We start from the raw sequence: 15545 nt of genomic DNA, 5'->3' as shown, positions 1-15545 counted from the left end.
ATGTTAAAACAAACATCCAAGTGGAACAAAAGGGTCTGGTCATCCGCAGTATTGGCTATCGTGTTGACGGTGGGGGCTGCCGGCTGCAGCCAGCCAAAAGAAGGGGAGGGAAGCGGAGATAAACCCGTCATTACCGTGTCAAACTATGACAGAGGCAATATCCCGGCCGCGGAGGGAACCGTGGAGGAGAATCGCTGGACCAAATGGATTAATGAACATTCTCCGGTGGGGGCCAAGTTTGTACCCGTGCTCCGGTCGGAATCGACTCAGAAGCTAAATGTGATGTTCGCATCCGGCAGCGCACCGGATATGGTCAATGATTATGATACGGGCTTCCGGGATTCCCTATATCAGCAGAAGCAACTGCTGCCACTGGACGATTATTTGCAGTATGCCCCTGAATATGAAAAATTGCTGGAGAAGTATCCCCAGCTGCGCGAGGTGGGCACCAAGCCGGATGGCAAGCTTTACGAAATCGGCAAAATTAACGAGCCCCATCTGCAAAGCGTGGCGTTTATCCGGGTGGATTGGTTGAAAAAACTGAACCTGGAGGTGCCGAAGACGACCGAAGAGCTGATTACAGTCTTGAAGGCTTTTGTAGAGCAAGATCCTGACGGCAACGGCAAGAAGGATACGTACGGAACGAATATAAGCTATACCTCCGGAGGCATGGTGGATTCCATGTTCGGCTCGAGCGGTTGGGCCATCTCGGCTGACGACAAAATCATCCGCAGCTGGGATAATACGCTGGAGGCGACGAAATTCAAGAAAAGATTGTTCGACGAAAGACTGATCGACCCGGATTACCTGGCAGACACGAATGGCTCCAAAGCTAAGAAGGATTATTTGAATGGCAAGGTAGGCGTATTCCTTCCTCCGCAAATCAACAACTGGTTTGAGAGTACGGTCACCGATATCAAGACCATCAGAAAGATGGTCCCGGATGCGGAAATTGCGCCGATGATGCAGCCTGAGTCCCCTATGGGACAGTTTACCCATCACGTGACCAACCCGATTCAGATGACAACCGTGGTTAACGCCGCAGCCAAAAATCCCAAGGCTGTGATGGAATACATCAACTTTATGCTCCAGCCGGATACAGCGCTGACATTGAGAAAGGGGCTGGAAGGAGAACATTGGAACAAGTCAGCGGACGGTGCGCCCATCGTGATTGATCCCGACAAGAATACGAAGGAAGTGGATTGGGCCGCGGACTACACGATGTTCTATTCACTTCCCCAAAATGAATTTTTGACCTCCGTATCGGCATTTAATGTGGAGGATCCGGATCAGAAGGCGGGGCTGGAAATGATGAAGCAAGCGGACCAGTTCTTGCTCAATCCGGATGCCAAATATCCCGCTCTGAGTCACTACGAGCATATGCCGGTTCTGACAAGCGACTTGGTGGTTATCAGTACCAACGTGAACAAAGAAGTGAGCGACATCATTGTCAAAGGAATCATAGGCGGGTCCAAATATACGGCCGAGCAGGCTATTGCGGATGCTAAAGCAGCCTGGGAGAAAGGCGGCGGCAAGCAGATTGAGGAATACATGAATACGTGGTATCAAGAAAATAAAGACACGGCCTTCCTGGGCGATGATGTACTGGAAATGGTCCGCTCCCAACTAAAGTAAAGTTCGGACGGAGCACTGGGAATAGAATAAGGACTTGGTCCGGTAGAAGCCGGGCCAAGTTTTGTTTTAATTCAGGATGAAAGGGATTACAATCGGATTACATCATCGTTTGGGGGAGGGAGCCAGACTGAATCCGATAAGTTGGCCGGGGAGAATTGCCGGAGAAATGAAGGGCAGCTTCAAGTTGAAGCTGATTGTACTGCTCTCGTGTATGGTCACATTAGCATTTGCATTAGCGGGGTGGCTGGTCTACCGCTTAAATGTCCAATTGATGGAGGACGAGATCAGCAAGCAGTTCTCCATTGCCAATGAACAGGCTTTGGCCCGATTGGAACTCACCTTCCAAGAGGTAAGCCGGGTATCCCAATCCATTATACTGAACCCTTCTATAGAAATGTTCGTCACAGAGAGCCTTGATCCCGGAGGGGATCTCTATACGCAATACAAGAACCGTAAGTACGTGGAGGAGCAGCTGATCACGCTGCAAGTGGATACGCCGTCGATTCGTTCCATCTTTCTGTTCAATGAAAATGGAGATTTGGCTATTCGCTCCCAAAATGGGGCGTCAGGGGAACCCGGACCTGAAGAAATGGCCATGTTGATGGGCAAGCTGGAATCGCATCGGGGGAACTTGGTCTGGGGACGGGCCAGTCTGCCTAGTAGTGTCGATCCCGGCGGACGCCGGACGGTGCTAATTGCCGCCAGACGGATGCTCAATGATAAGCTGATCCCGTACGGAACCATGGTGGTGGTCATGGAGGAAAGACTGGTGTCCAAAGTGCTGCGGGATCTTACGGAGAACGGCAACGGTAAGGTACTGCTGCTGGAACCTCTGGAGGGACTGCTCTACGCCAATATGAATCAGGAGGAGACGGAACAACTCATGCGCTTGATCGAAGCCGGCGATCCCCAATATGTCAAGATGAGTGGGGTCACCTATTTATTTGTCCGCCATCGTCTGGAACCGGCAGGCTTCACGTTATATGGAGGGGTTTCTCTGGAGGAAATTCAACGCAAAAACAAAGACATCATCCATATCTTTGTTATTGCCGGAATTGGCGTCGTGCTTCTTAGCGCACTGCTGATTACGATTTCTACCAGAACCTTGCTGAAGCCACTGGCTGATTTGCTGCGGGGGCTGCGCAAATTGCGTTCGGGGGATTTCTCGGCTCGGATTAGCGTCCGTTCCGGCGATGAGCTCGGGTTCATCGGTGAGAGCTTCAACAGCATGGCGGAGCAAGTAAGCACTCTGATCAACAAAGTGTATCTGGCCCAGATCAGCCAGCGGGAATCGGAATTAAAAGCCATTCAGGCGCAATTGAACCCTCATTATCTGCATAACCTGTTCAATGAACTGTATTGGAAGCTGTATAACGACGACCAGGCGGAGGCGGCTCTACTGATCAACGCCATCTCGGAGATGCTGAAGTATTCGCTTAAATCCGTCAAGACCGATACGACGCTGGGAGAAGAACTGCAGCAGATACGGAATTACATTAAGATTCAGACCGAATTGTTTACCGGCCAGATTGAAACGATCATTCAGGCCGAAGAATCGCTTCTGGGTCTGCGGATGATGAGATGCCTGCTGCTGCCGGTGGTGGAAAATGTTTTTGTGCATGCCTTCCGAAATATGGATGAAGACCGGGTGCTCAGGGTGAAGGCGGCTTTACGGGATGGAGCGTTGCATATCGAGGTGGCTGACAACGGCTGCGGCATGGATGACAGCACTTTATATGCTTTGAAGGAAGCTGAGGATGCGCTGTCTGAGAACAACAAAACGGGAATTGGCTTTAAAAGCGTGCTGCGACGCATTGAACTGGTGTATGGGGCTCCTTACGGAGTAGAGATTTCCAGCGTCAAGGGAAAAGGAACGACCGTTCACATCAAGCTTCCCATTCAGACGATCCCGCAAGAGTACTAAGCCTATGCTTTCGAAGCGAGTTTTGCTCGAAGCTTATCATGAGGTAACGCTCACAAAACTTTTAGGAGGGAAATGGATGAAAGCCAAGCTGTTTATCGCCGAGGATCAACCGAATTTTCGCAAAGGATTGCTCAAGCTGGCCGGGAAACGGTCCGCCGAGTGGGTGGTGGCGGGAGAAGCGGCAAATGGCCTGGCCGCTCTGTCTTCGATGGAGCAATGCATCCCGGATTTGCTGTTAACCGATATCCGCATGCCCCATATGGATGGGCTCGAACTGGCCGAGGAAATCAAGGCTCGAGGCTGGGGGACCAAGATTGTGATCATCACGGGATTCAAAGATTTTGCTTACGCCCAGTCCGCCCTCAAGTTTGGAGTGCTGGACTTTATCACGAAACCTTGCGTAGAAGCGGATATATTAAACATGCTCGATCGGACCTATGTACGGCTGATCGAAGAGAATCAGTCCGGGCGGCTGGTGGAGGATTGGAAGCGCCAGCATGAGGACAGCCAGCTTCGCTCAGCGATTATGGGCATGTCCTGCAACAACGGAGAGGTGGAGGCTTTGCTCGGACGGATGAAGGAATGCGAGCTTTACTTTCTTAGCATCCCTACCTATATTTCCTCAGAAAAACATTATTCCGCCCAGGATATGCCGCTATTGCAGTTTGCTCTCGGCAACATTGTCAGGGAGCATTTGCATAAATGGTATGGCGGAGGCTTCCGTTTTTTTTCCTTGAGTTCATCGGAATGGGCTTTATTGGTGGACAGGACGGATTCCCGGCCGGAAATGCCTTCTTCCTGGTTGCAGATCCTCACCGATTCGATTCAGCAGTATCTGAAACTGGCGCTTGCCTGCTGCGGACAAGGACGATGCCGCATGGCGGAGGACCTGCGTCAGGCTTACGAGCGGTATTGCAGCGGGCTGGGCCGAGAGGCGGCCTCTGAGCGCAGTACTGCCTATGAATCTTTACTTAACCAGACGGCACTTTACGAAAAGGAGAAGGAAATCGTATCTTGGCTTATGTCGGGAGACAATGGCCGTTTGAACAAGGAGCTTCTAGATCAAGAGGTGCGGATCAGTAGTATGCCCCTGCAAACCGCTAAAATCGAAGCCCTGCTCCTGGCCACGGCCCTTCTCCGGCTGGTGCAAGTACAGTTTCCTGTATGGCGGATGGCCGCACGTTCCATCGAGTGGGGTTCCGTCTACAAATGCGAGACGCCCGAAGAGATTGTGGCTTGGCTGCAGGGATACATCCATGAATTCCTACTCTCCCATAACAACTGGCTTGCCGGCAAAAAAGATAATCCGGTCAAGCAAGCCATCCGGTTTATCGAAGAGAAATATATGGACGAATGCGGATTGGCTAAGGTGGCGGCGCATGTTCATCTCAACCCCAGCTACTTCAGCAACCTGTTCAAGAAAGAAACTGGCGAAAGCGTCACCGGCTATATCCAAAACCTGCGCGTGCAGAAAGCGAAGATCCTGCTCAAAAGCACCGATATGAAAATTTTCGAAATCGCCCAAGCCATCGGTTTTAACGATTCCAATTACTTCACGCATATGTTCAACAAAGTAGCAGGGCTCTCGCCCAAGGAATACCGCAAGCGGACAGCAGAGCCGCCGCAGGGAGTCGCGGATGGATTTTGATGCGAAAGGAGAAGCGCGATATTCGACAAATACAAAAAATCACAAAAAAGTGCTACTCAGACTTCTCCAAATGATGAGGGAGGTTTCTATCATGAAAAACAAAAACATTATCCATTAAGATTGCGTTTATCTAACTGAAGGGAGCGTATCGCAAGGAATTCTGGAGGACAAGAATTGAGCTAGGGTCAAGAAAATAATGGAACCGTTGGAGGAATCATCTATGAAAAAAAACAATCATCGCACTAACACTCTCTTTAGTGTGTACCTTACTAATCGGTAATCCAGAGATAAGCTTCGCGAGTAATTTTTCGAATACGGTTGACAATGGAAAAATTGAAAATGGACGGATGCTGATTCCATTACGTGCTGTTTCAGAGAGATTCAATTCAGAAGTAACTTGGAACCAGGCAAAAAAAAGCATTACGATTATTCGTGGCAAACGAGAGCTATTGCTGCGTGTTAATTCTCGCACAGCTTTATTAAATAACGCTGCTTTCAGCCTTGATGTGCCAGCAAAAATCGATAATGGAACAACTTATGTACCCGCACGTATTTTTGCTGAAGCTTTTGGAGGAACAGCGCTGTGGTCCGAACAAGAACGAAAAGCAACCATTACAATCGGTCTGCAACAGGTCTTTATCCATACAGAGCCGCAGAAGCCTTGGAGAATGAGTCAAGAGAGAATAAATGTACTTAATGAAAAGATAAATGAAGCCACCGATCTCTCAAGCTATTCGCAAATTCGAACACATTTCAAGCCTTATTTCGCGGACTCATTTATAAACAAGATTATTCGAAGCAATGGCATTAACAATAACGCCATACTAACAAAAAAGGCCGATATTACCTATAGCAGTACCACCGCGGCGAGAATGCACCAATCGGCTTACTTTGAAAGTGGTCCTAGTAATCTTGAACTCGTTGATCGTTATGTATTCTATAAATTTGTTGATAACCAATGGAAGGTAGACGATGTGAATGTGGGCAGACAAATTATTGAGCCATAATACGATACGAGAGTTGGCCAGATGAATTTAGATGTTATCGAGGAACAAGAACATATTCCGCTTGAAGTCGCTATTTTAGCGGCTTTTTTGTTTTATGGGTACAAGTTCTTATCCCGATTCGAGGACAAGGACTTGTATGATTGCCCAAAAGGACAAGAACATGGTCCAATTACCGATTCGATTAAATTTTATAAACCAGTGTCTAATGATACAAAAGTGTCTACATATAAAAATATTCAAAAGCCTGATGTATCGGGCTTTTTATTAAGGTAGTAGTACGTAAGTTTGTAGAAGGTACATATCATTTGAAGGGAAAAAACCTGAGGTTTTGGTTGAGATTATTAAGAAAGCTACAGGAAAATCTGTCGCTGAAATCATTAGTGAACGAGTGTTTAAACTTTTAGGATTTACTCAAAGGGAGTGGAGAATAGAAGGAAAAGAAAACGCTGGTGCAGCGGAGGGACGGGCCAGGTATTTCTTCCATGGAACCATCTATTGAATAATCACCCGTAATGACGATGCATGCATCATATCTGAAGTTTTCGAGACCTCGGCCCATTTTCCTAAACAACAAGAAACCACACCGCATTGTTGCGTACAACAATTGGGGTGCAGTTCATTTGCAGTCTCCTTTTTTGTTAAGAATGAATAAGATCCGAGAGATCAACCTAGTGAGTAGAGTCCTTTAACAAATATTCCATGTTTAGCATACCCTTAATCCGCTGACTGCTCCGCCGAATGCCGTGATGCCATGCTGGACAATACAAACGCGGCAATGATGGCGATGACTACGCCGAGTGCAGCGAACCAGGTAATGGATGCCAAAGAAACACGGTTAACGATCAGCCCGCCGATTCCTGCGCCGACAGCCATGGCAAGCTGCATCATGGAACTGTTCAAGCTCAGCATGACGCCCGAGGATTCAGGAACAAGCGAAACCAGGTTAAATTGCTGCGCCGGAGCGGATGACCAGGCAGCAAAAGACCAGAGGATCAAAATGGCGAACACGGCAATGACCGACTGTCCGACTAAGGATAGCAAAATCAACGAAATGACGTGAAGCACCATCCCTGAAACGAGCGTGTATTTGATGCCCCGTTTATCCGCGGTGTAGCCGCCGACTTTCGAGCCAATCAAACTGGCAACGCCGAACACGAACAGAGCTGCGCTAATCAAAGATTCATTTAAAAGAGTCACCTCTAGCAGAAAAGGGGATATGTAAGTATAGGCGAGGGAATATCCTCCCAACCAGAAAAAAGTAATCGCTAAAGCAACCAAAACCTGAGGTTTTTTTAACAAAGCAAATTGTTTGATCAAAGGGACAGGCTTGTCGCCCTGCATCCGTGGAAAAACCGCAGCAATGACAAGCATGGCGATGACCCCGACAATTGCGATGGCCAGAAATACCGCTTTCCAGCCAAAAGCCGAGGCTACCATTCTGCCGAGCGGGACGCCGATGATGAGCGATGCGGTGATGCCCATGGTGACGTTGGCGATGGCGCTGGCCTGCTTGCCTGGCGGAGCGATTTTGGCGGCAATGCTGAGCGCGTTAACGGTGACCACCCCGGCGCCTAACGCCGTAATAATTCTGGCGGTAATGAAGAGACCGAAGCCGGACAATATAAATGTAAGTAGATTTGCGGCAATAAAGAGGCTAAGCGAATAAAGGAGGAGCTTACGCCGGTCCATTTTGGCCGTCAGCGCCATCAAAATAGGCGTGCCGACCGCATAGGCCAGGGAATAGACCGTAATGAGCTGGCCTGCTGTCGCGACGCTTGTTCCCAACGTCTCTGCGATCCGGTCCAATATACCGGAAATGATGTAATTGGATGTTCCAACTAAAAAGCTGATCAAGGCTAGAACGTAAACTTTCCATATACTCTTCATAATTCACTCTCCTGATGTGTTTTAAATAACAACCATGTTTTTAAAAATAATATCGAAATATAAAAACAAAGCATTATGACGTTAGGTTTGGTAAAATATAGAAAATCAGGACTATGCCACTATTTGAGCATATACTCATATATTGGTTTATTGTAATCATCAAATCAAAGGAGCCCCCAGCTTGTTGACTGACTCCTATAGCATTCCACGAACGATTTCGCCGCCTCTGCAGGCATGTGACCCGCATGGACCGCCATTTAGTAAATTTTCTCGGCCAATTTATAACGCTCCAAATCTCCGAGTACCGAAATGTTTCGGTCAATTCCTCCCGCGAAATCTTGATCTCGGGATCCGAACTGACCGGTGTTCTCGAATAACATCAAAAGAAAGTTGGTGCTCCATCGTTACTGACGTTAGTGAAACCGACGTGGGTTCTCTCCTCCTTTTAGAAAAGTGGCATTCTGCATTGCAATACAACAGTAGTTGTTTGAACAACACATGTTGTATTTATATGCTATAATATCAACCGAATGGTGCGCAATCATCAATAACCATAAACCGTTGTATAGACAACACCATTTCTATAATGTCGTTTTATTAGGGGAGATCTTAACCATGACAATTAAAAAGAATGAAGCTGATCCTCGAGTGATACGTACACGGCGACTGCTTCAAGACGCTTTTGCTTCATTAATTCAAGATAAGGACTTTGAATCGATAACCGTTAAGGATATTGCAGAGCGGGCTACTGTTAACAGAGCGACTTTTTATGCGCACTTTGTAGATAAATTCGAAATTCTAGAGGCCAGACTAATGGAATCCTTTATGAAAATCATAAATAGTAGAATAAGCGGTCACGAAGTATTAAATGAAGAAACCATTCAGAGTATTTTTCTGGGTGTATGCGATTTTCACAAAGATCTAAGCACTATGTGCAAAAGAAGGTATACATCGCTTGGAGCTGTATTCGAAATTCAAATAAAGGAAAAAATTCAAACGATACTTCTTTCCTTTATAGACAAAGACAAGATGCAATCGAGTCCAAACTCGCAATTCTTAATAAATACAGCTTCTATCATGTTAAGTTGGGGGATGTATGGGGCGGCTTACGTTTGGAACAATGAGGGGCGTCTAATAAGTGCGGAATCATTCGTTAAACAAACTATGCCCTTAGTAATGAACGGAGCCAAAGACCTTACCGTCAGTTAATCCTTGATTGCTCCCTATCAACATCATCACAAAACACCAAAATACAATTGCTACATATTTGGAAATGGCGTGAATGTCCAGTTGAGACACTCATTCATGTTTAAGCTGGCAAATGGAAGCCCATGATTTTATGGCATTTGATTGAATCCAAGAAGAGGTTCAACGATCTGGAAAAGCTTATACCTGATGTTTCACAAAAAATGCTTTCACAACATCTCCGAGATTTAGAATGGGAGGGTATCGTCGATCGAACGGTCTACTCTGCGATCCCTCCCAAGGTAGAATATTCTCTTAGCGAATACGGCAGAACATTGATTCCGGTAGCAGAAGTCATGTGTGCTTGGGGAGAAAATCATAATAAGCGGAAATATGAAGAGTCCGTATCATAAACATGGTTCAATGAACTTGTATACAATTACAATCCACTGAAAGCAAAAGCTGCCACGGGAATTCGGGCAGCTTTTTTTGATGCTTGCTTTTAAGTAAGTACCCTACTTTGAAGTGGGTTCTTAACATCAGTTTGAAGTGATGCTAAGTTTGAGGAGGAAAGAGCAATGAAAATTATTGTTTTTGGATAGCGAGCGAACGCTCGGTTCATCCTGCGCTGAAAACGTTGAAGCGAAGCGGTGACTCCGGACAATAAAAAATACATCGCAAGGGCGGCAGTCTTTTCTCAACTAAAGGGGTAGGTTAGTGCAGCCATGATATTTGAGAATAAGATACGGTTTACCACCCTGTGTCTAACGAAATAGCGCTAAAAATTTAAACCCATCCTTACTAGTTCGCGCCTGATCGTACTTGAGATAAAAAGTACCCCTATAGTATTTCATCGGATATGTTCATTCAGATAAATTAAATTAAATTAAATTATCAATAACTTCCTCAAAGATCGAATTTGTACCCGAAGATGATAACATGGATTCACTCAATTCTTGTTTATAACTTAAGATGTTATCAATTTTTTCTTCTAATGTATTGATAGTAATTAGTTTATGGACTTGTACAAAGTTTTCTTGTCCTATGCGGTGTACACGGTCGGTGGCTTGATTTTCAACTGCTGGGTTCCACCAACGATCAAAATGTATAACATGGTTAGCTGCTGTTAGGTTCAAACCTGTTCCTCCAGCTTTCAATGAAAGAATAAAAATAGGTGTTTTTTTGCTTTGGAAATCATCCACCATCTTCGTCCGTTCCTTTTGTAAGGTACTACCGTTCAAGAATAGAACATGGACATCAAATCTTTCAGTTAAATGTTGCTGTAGTAACTCTCCCATTTTTACATACTGAGTAAAAAGAATTACACTTTCATCTGCCTCAAGAATAGTACTAATCAGTTCATCAACTAGGACTACTTTATTAGAACGTTCTGCGATTTTCGTTATGTTTTCTTCTTTTAAGTATAATCCAGGATGATTACACAATTGCTTTAATTTTCCAATCATAGTCATCATATATGGCTTCCGTGTTTTCCTCGTTAACTTCTTTGCTTCTTCTTTTACTTCATGCACCAATTTTTTGTATAACTCTTCTTGTTCATCAGTTAATGAGCAGTATTGCTTTTGTTCTATTTTCTCAGGTAGATCACCTTTTATTTTTTCATCCCTTTTTGTTCTCCTTAGAATGAAAGGCTGAATGAGTTGTTGTAACTGTTGTGTCTTTTCTTGATTATGCTCACGTTCGATTGGTTGGACATATAGCTGCTTAAATACTGCTTCTGTACCCAGAAACTTTGGATTTAAAAACTCAACAAGTGACCATAACTCCATTAGACGATTTTCAATAGGAGTCCCACTTAAGGCAACTTTACCCTCACAGTTCAAAGAGCGTATAATATTGGATCTTTTTGTTTGGACATCTTTTATATGCTGAGCTTCATCCAAACAAATAATATGCCAATTCATGTTCTTGAAGAGAATATGGTCATTTGTAAGTGTGCTATAAGTTGTTAAGATTATATCGAATTTATCTATATACATTTTGAAGCTATCTTTTTCCCTTTCGGTTCCATAGTGAATGTGGACTTTAATATTGGGAGCGAATTTACTGATTTCTTTTTCCCAATTAGCTATTAATGAAGTAGGTACAACAATTAATGAAATTTTTTGTATGTGACGTACTTCATTAAAGAAAGCGATGGTTTGAATGGTTTTTCCTAATCCCATATCATCTGCTAATAAAGCTCCGATTTTATGTTTATTTAAATGTACTAACCATTCAGCACCCTCTAATTGATATTGTCGTAATGTACAGGTTAGCTCAGTAGTCTTCTTTAAAGGAGTCTTTCTTTTTTTGATAGCCTTCATTTGGTCACTATATAATGGATTTTCCGCGCGATCTGAAGATACGCTTCTTTTTTCGATCGTCTTCCAATAATCAAATAATTCGCCTAACTGTCCGGGATTTTGCATACGTTCTGTATAAAAAAAGGTAGCCGTTATATGTTCACAAAACGAAGCTACAGAGCATGTACAACTGTATTTTAACTCTTGAATTTTCACTTCATGTCCACCGCTTTTACCAGCAACACTTGCTTGAATTGATTTTTCATCATGGCTATAATTGTAGACTGCTCCAGATCGACTTAAATGACGACCAGTTTTGATAATTTCTTTAACATAATCGTTTGAACTATCATACGGACGAAGGAACTCTTTCCACACTGCTAATGTTTCCATCTGTCATCACTCTCCTAACCTAAATAATATAGGGATAAAAAAAAATAGGAAGACTTGTCTTTTGCATTGTTTTCCATTAGTTAGGTCCCATTTTTAGCTTTGAATGGAAGAGGTATTACACACTAGAGAATCTGAACTGGCCGAATGAATCGCAGCATTATGTATCAGTTGCTCCAACGGGTAGGTCCGAGAATAGGCGAAAATAATAATGAACACGGCAGGCCGTAATCCATTAAAAAAGGCAGTGCGAGAAAGTCGCTTGGTTAAGTTTTAACGGGCAGAACACTTCCAATATGTGTTAATATCGAAATGGATATTTCTTTATTCAAATTCAGAGGGGCAGGCCTTGGTCTCGTTGGAAACTGAAAATTGGAGGGAGTTATTGAAATGGCTAAACTGATCTATGCTGCTAACGTATCTTTGGACGGTTACATTGAGGACGAGCGCGGCAATAACATGAAATACTTTGAAAGTCGCATAATATGCGGCTTTTTTCTTTAAATTAAAATATTTTCTTGTAACTAAATGGGAGCGTTATTCGGGTTGCTCTTTTTACTGCATCGCCGTTTTTATTTTGTCACATTTTCGGCCTCCTTCCTGTCTTGTTTAATGAGAGCGCATGAAGGAGGTTTCTTCGAATGATTGCAAAGTATGATGTGGTCGTTGTTGGTGGAGGTATTGCCGGACTGACCGCAGCTCTTTATTTAGCAAGAGGAGGAAAACGCGTCGTCGTTTTGGAAAGTCAGAATCAGATGGGGGGAAGGGCGATCACAAACAAGAAGGACGGAATACGCTTCAATTTGGGTTCGCATGCACTCTATGCCGGGGATGCGTACGACATTTTCCGGGAATTGAACGTAAATCCGGATATTTTTCGAAAAGTCGACGAGTTCACCCCGTACGGAATCTGGAAAGAGCAGGTGCACCCTTTTCCGGCTGCGGTCCGTTCGCTGCTTAAGACTCCCTTGTTATCGGCTGCGGACAAATACAGGTTCGGAGCTATCCTCATGAAGATCCTCAAGCTTGACACGGCCGCGATTCCACACATGAGTCTGCGAGACTGGATGGAACAGCACGTGGGAAGCCCGATGGTACGTCATCTTCTGTACGTACTGGCCCGAGGAGGAACATATGTGCAAGCTCCGGATTTACAAGTGGCGGGACCCTTGTTCAGACAGATGCAGCGTTCCATCACTGGAGTGTATTATTTGAAGAAAGGCTGGGGATCCCTGATCGAGGAAATGTGTTCGGAAGCACGTCGGCTCGGCGTTGTCTTGGTTACAGGCAGGAAAGTCAATGCCGTTGAGCATGATGACGGACGGGTGCAGCGAGTTCGATGCGAGAATGACGAAACGATTGAGACTCCTTACGTGATCCTGACGACATCGCCGAAGATATCAAGCAGGCTGGTTCCATCAGCCGAACTGACTTCGCTGCGGACGTGGGAGCAGCAGGCCATTCCGATCACGGCCGCTTGCTTGGATATTGGTCTCCGCCGACTTCCCGCGCCTCAGCACCAATTCGTCTACGGCATCGATCTACCGGTCCTTATGATCAACTCATCACGAATCAAAGGGCTGGAACTCAGCGAGAACGATGATGTTCAAGTGTTTCAAATGATCAAGTTCCAAGTGCAAGGAAGCAAGGCGCAAGAAGACCGCAGACAACTTGAACAAGCCATGGATCTCGTTCATCCCGGTTGGAGACGGGAAGTGGTGGCGGAGCAGTATTTGCCCAAGATGACGGTCGTTCATGACTTCCCACATATGAAGCGGGTCGAGAATCCGGGGCCTGCCGTTCCTCAGATCAAGGGCTTATACGTGGCTGGAGATTGGGTGTCGCACGGTGAATATTTGGCAGGCGGGGCGGCAGCAAGCGCGAAGCGAGCTACACTCCATATTCTTGCGCACTAAACAGACGATATATTCGGAAAGGAGGTCTGTATGGACACGGAACAACTATATCAAACTTATCGGACGTTATTGTTCTCACTGGCCTATCGAATGCTGGGAAGCGTTATGGATGCGGAAGACATCGTGCAGGATGCTTTCCTGGCGATGAACCAACTGCCTTCGGACGCAAATATCCGGAACGTAAAGGCATACTTGTGCAAAATCGTAACGAACCGTTGTCTGAACCTGTTGCAGTCGTCCGCGAAACAACGGGAAGTTTACGTGGGGACTTGGTTGCCGGAGCCGCTCGTGCAACTTGAAGACGCAAGCTTGGACCCCTCTGAAATTTATCAACAAAAGGAAACGATCTCAACGGCCTATTTGATGCTTCTGCAACAGCTAAGCGCGGTTGAGCGGGCCGTGTTCCTCCTGCGGGAAATATTTCAATATCCGTACGACGAGATTGCAGGCATGGTGGGGAAAAGCAGTTTCAATTGCAGGCAAATTTTCCATCGGGCCAAGAAAGGTATCCGCCATGAACCGCTGGACATAGCAACGAGCACCGTTACGGAGACGCAAGTGCGGCAATTCATCCAAAGCGTGATCGCGGGGGATGCGAACCGGCTGTTGCAGTTGTTGTCGCCTGACGCCGTCCATTATACAGATGGAGGCGGCAAGGCGCCGGCCGCGCAGAAGCCCGTCGTCGGAGCGGCGCAAGTCATTCCGTTTTATATGCAATGGATGGATTGGTTCGGGCGTCCTGACAGCGACTATTCCTATATCATCACTACGGTGAACGGAAGCCCGGGAATAATCATGATGATTGATGGACGCATTGCATACGTCTATTCGTTCGAGGCTTCGGACAGTCGGATTCATTCCATCTATGTAGTTGCAAATCCTGACAAACTCAAGAATGTGGAGGAGGTAGTAAGATGAGAATCATCGAATTGGAACTGAGAACAGCCCGGTTAGCTGAAATGAAGGTGTTCTACACAGAAAGACTTGGATTGGCTTTAGCAGATATAACGGAACATTCAGTCACGATCATTGCCGGAGAAACGCGATTGACTTTCGTCCACGAAGAGGAGGGAGGGATACTGCCGTCCTATCATTTGGCAATGAATATCCCAGAGAACCAAATTCGCGAAGCGAAAAGCTGGCTTCTGGCCAAAGGCTGTCAGGTGCTTTCCGCTAAGCCGCTTCCATACGCAGGGATCCAGGCAAACGAAGATATCGCTTATTTCGAAGGGACGGATGCCCATGCCTTCTATTTCGAAGATCCTTCGGGGAATCTGGTGGAGTTCATCGCCCGGCATCGAATGGACAATGCTTCAACAGAGCCTTTCGATCACGAATCCATTCTGAATGTCAGCGAGATCGGTTTTCCGCTTCGCGGCAGCGTATCGGAGGCCATTCAGCGCTTAGATTCTCGATTTGACGTCACGCGTTATATCGGGGACGGAAAGACGTTTCAGATGCTCGGTGACGAGCACGGTATGTTCATCCTGGGGGATTTGGCCATCGGATGGTATCCTTCGATGAAGATTCCAGAAGTTCATCCTATTCGAATGACCATTCTCGATCCTAAAGAAGGGGAGTTTCAATTGGACCCGTACCCTTACTTTATTCGGGCGGTTTCCGAAAGGCTGGTTTAAGGGAGGAATT

General features: G+C 45.8%; 12 protein-coding genes. 10 read left to right on the top strand and 2 right to left on the bottom strand.

Features of this window, described 5'->3' with window-relative positions:
• From MKY48_RS17125 to MKY48_RS17105, 5 genes are all read left to right on the top strand, one after another.
• Positions 1–1635 carry an extracellular solute-binding protein gene (locus MKY48_RS17125; RefSeq protein WP_339290018.1) on the top strand — a complete coding sequence of 545 codons (1635 nt, stop codon included), beginning with the start codon at positions 1–3 and terminating at the stop codon, positions 1633–1635.
• Between the two features lie 166 nt (positions 1636–1801).
• Positions 1802–3559: a histidine kinase gene (locus MKY48_RS17120; protein ID WP_244879087.1), complete on the top strand. Its 1758-nt coding sequence runs from the start codon at positions 1802–1804 to the stop codon at positions 3557–3559.
• Positions 3560–3635: 76 nt separating this feature from the next.
• The gene (locus MKY48_RS17115; protein WP_339290015.1) at positions 3636–5207 is read left to right on the top strand and encodes a response regulator; all 1572 of its coding nucleotides are present in this window, start codon (positions 3636–3638) and stop codon (positions 5205–5207) included.
• Between the two features lie 347 nt (positions 5208–5554).
• The gene (locus MKY48_RS17110) at positions 5555–6214 is read left to right on the top strand and encodes a copper amine oxidase N-terminal domain-containing protein (RefSeq protein WP_339290013.1); all 660 of its coding nucleotides are present in this window, start codon (positions 5555–5557) and stop codon (positions 6212–6214) included.
• A gap of 21 nt (positions 6215–6235) precedes the next feature.
• Positions 6236–6487, top strand: a complete 252-nt coding sequence (locus MKY48_RS17105) for a hypothetical protein (RefSeq protein ID WP_339290011.1) — start codon at positions 6236–6238, stop codon at positions 6485–6487.
• Between the two features lie 441 nt (positions 6488–6928).
• On the opposite strand, the gene MKY48_RS17100 is transcribed toward MKY48_RS17105, so the two are convergent.
• On the bottom strand, positions 6929–8101 hold the full coding sequence (locus tag MKY48_RS17100) for an MFS transporter (RefSeq protein WP_339290009.1): 1173 nt from the start codon (positions 8099–8101) through the stop codon (positions 6929–6931).
• Between the two features lie 615 nt (positions 8102–8716).
• On the opposite strand from MKY48_RS17100, the gene MKY48_RS17095 reads away from it, so the two are divergent.
• Positions 8717–9310, top strand: a complete 594-nt coding sequence (locus tag MKY48_RS17095) for a TetR/AcrR family transcriptional regulator (RefSeq protein ID WP_339290007.1) — start codon at positions 8717–8719, stop codon at positions 9308–9310.
• Positions 9311–9432: 122 nt separating this feature from the next.
• Entirely contained in the window at positions 9433–9699 is a 267-nt protein-coding gene (locus MKY48_RS17090) for a winged helix-turn-helix transcriptional regulator (RefSeq protein ID WP_339290005.1), read from the top strand.
• A 468-nt stretch (positions 9700–10167) separates the two neighbouring features.
• On the opposite strand, the gene MKY48_RS17085 is transcribed toward MKY48_RS17090, so the two are convergent.
• The gene (locus MKY48_RS17085) at positions 10168–11985 is read right to left on the bottom strand and encodes a DEAD/DEAH box helicase (protein WP_339290003.1); all 1818 of its coding nucleotides are present in this window, start codon (positions 11983–11985) and stop codon (positions 10168–10170) included.
• Between the two features lie 638 nt (positions 11986–12623).
• Between MKY48_RS17085 and MKY48_RS17080 the strand changes: the two genes are divergently transcribed.
• The 3 genes from MKY48_RS17080 to MKY48_RS17070 are packed head-to-tail and all read left to right on the top strand — an operon-like array spanning position 12624 to position 15535.
• Positions 12624–13898: an NAD(P)/FAD-dependent oxidoreductase gene (locus MKY48_RS17080; protein ID WP_339290001.1), complete on the top strand. Its 1275-nt coding sequence runs from the start codon at positions 12624–12626 to the stop codon at positions 13896–13898.
• Positions 13899–13928: 30 nt separating this feature from the next.
• The gene (locus MKY48_RS17075; RefSeq protein ID WP_339289999.1) at positions 13929–14816 is read left to right on the top strand and encodes an RNA polymerase sigma-70 factor; all 888 of its coding nucleotides are present in this window, start codon (positions 13929–13931) and stop codon (positions 14814–14816) included.
• The gene (locus MKY48_RS17070; protein WP_339289997.1) at positions 14813–15535 is read left to right on the top strand and encodes a VOC family protein; all 723 of its coding nucleotides are present in this window, start codon (positions 14813–14815) and stop codon (positions 15533–15535) included. The genes MKY48_RS17075 and MKY48_RS17070 overlap by 4 nt, the downstream gene beginning before the upstream one ends.
• The last annotated feature ends 10 nt before the right edge of the window (positions 15536–15545 follow it).

Origin of the sequence: Paenibacillus sp. FSL W8-0187, from assembly GCF_037969755.1 — a bacterium.
Classification (GTDB): Bacteria; Bacillota; Bacilli; order Paenibacillales; family Paenibacillaceae; genus Paenibacillus_AQ.
Note: the sequence above shows the minus strand (reverse complement) of the source record. Positions and strands in the feature narration are given on the sequence as shown.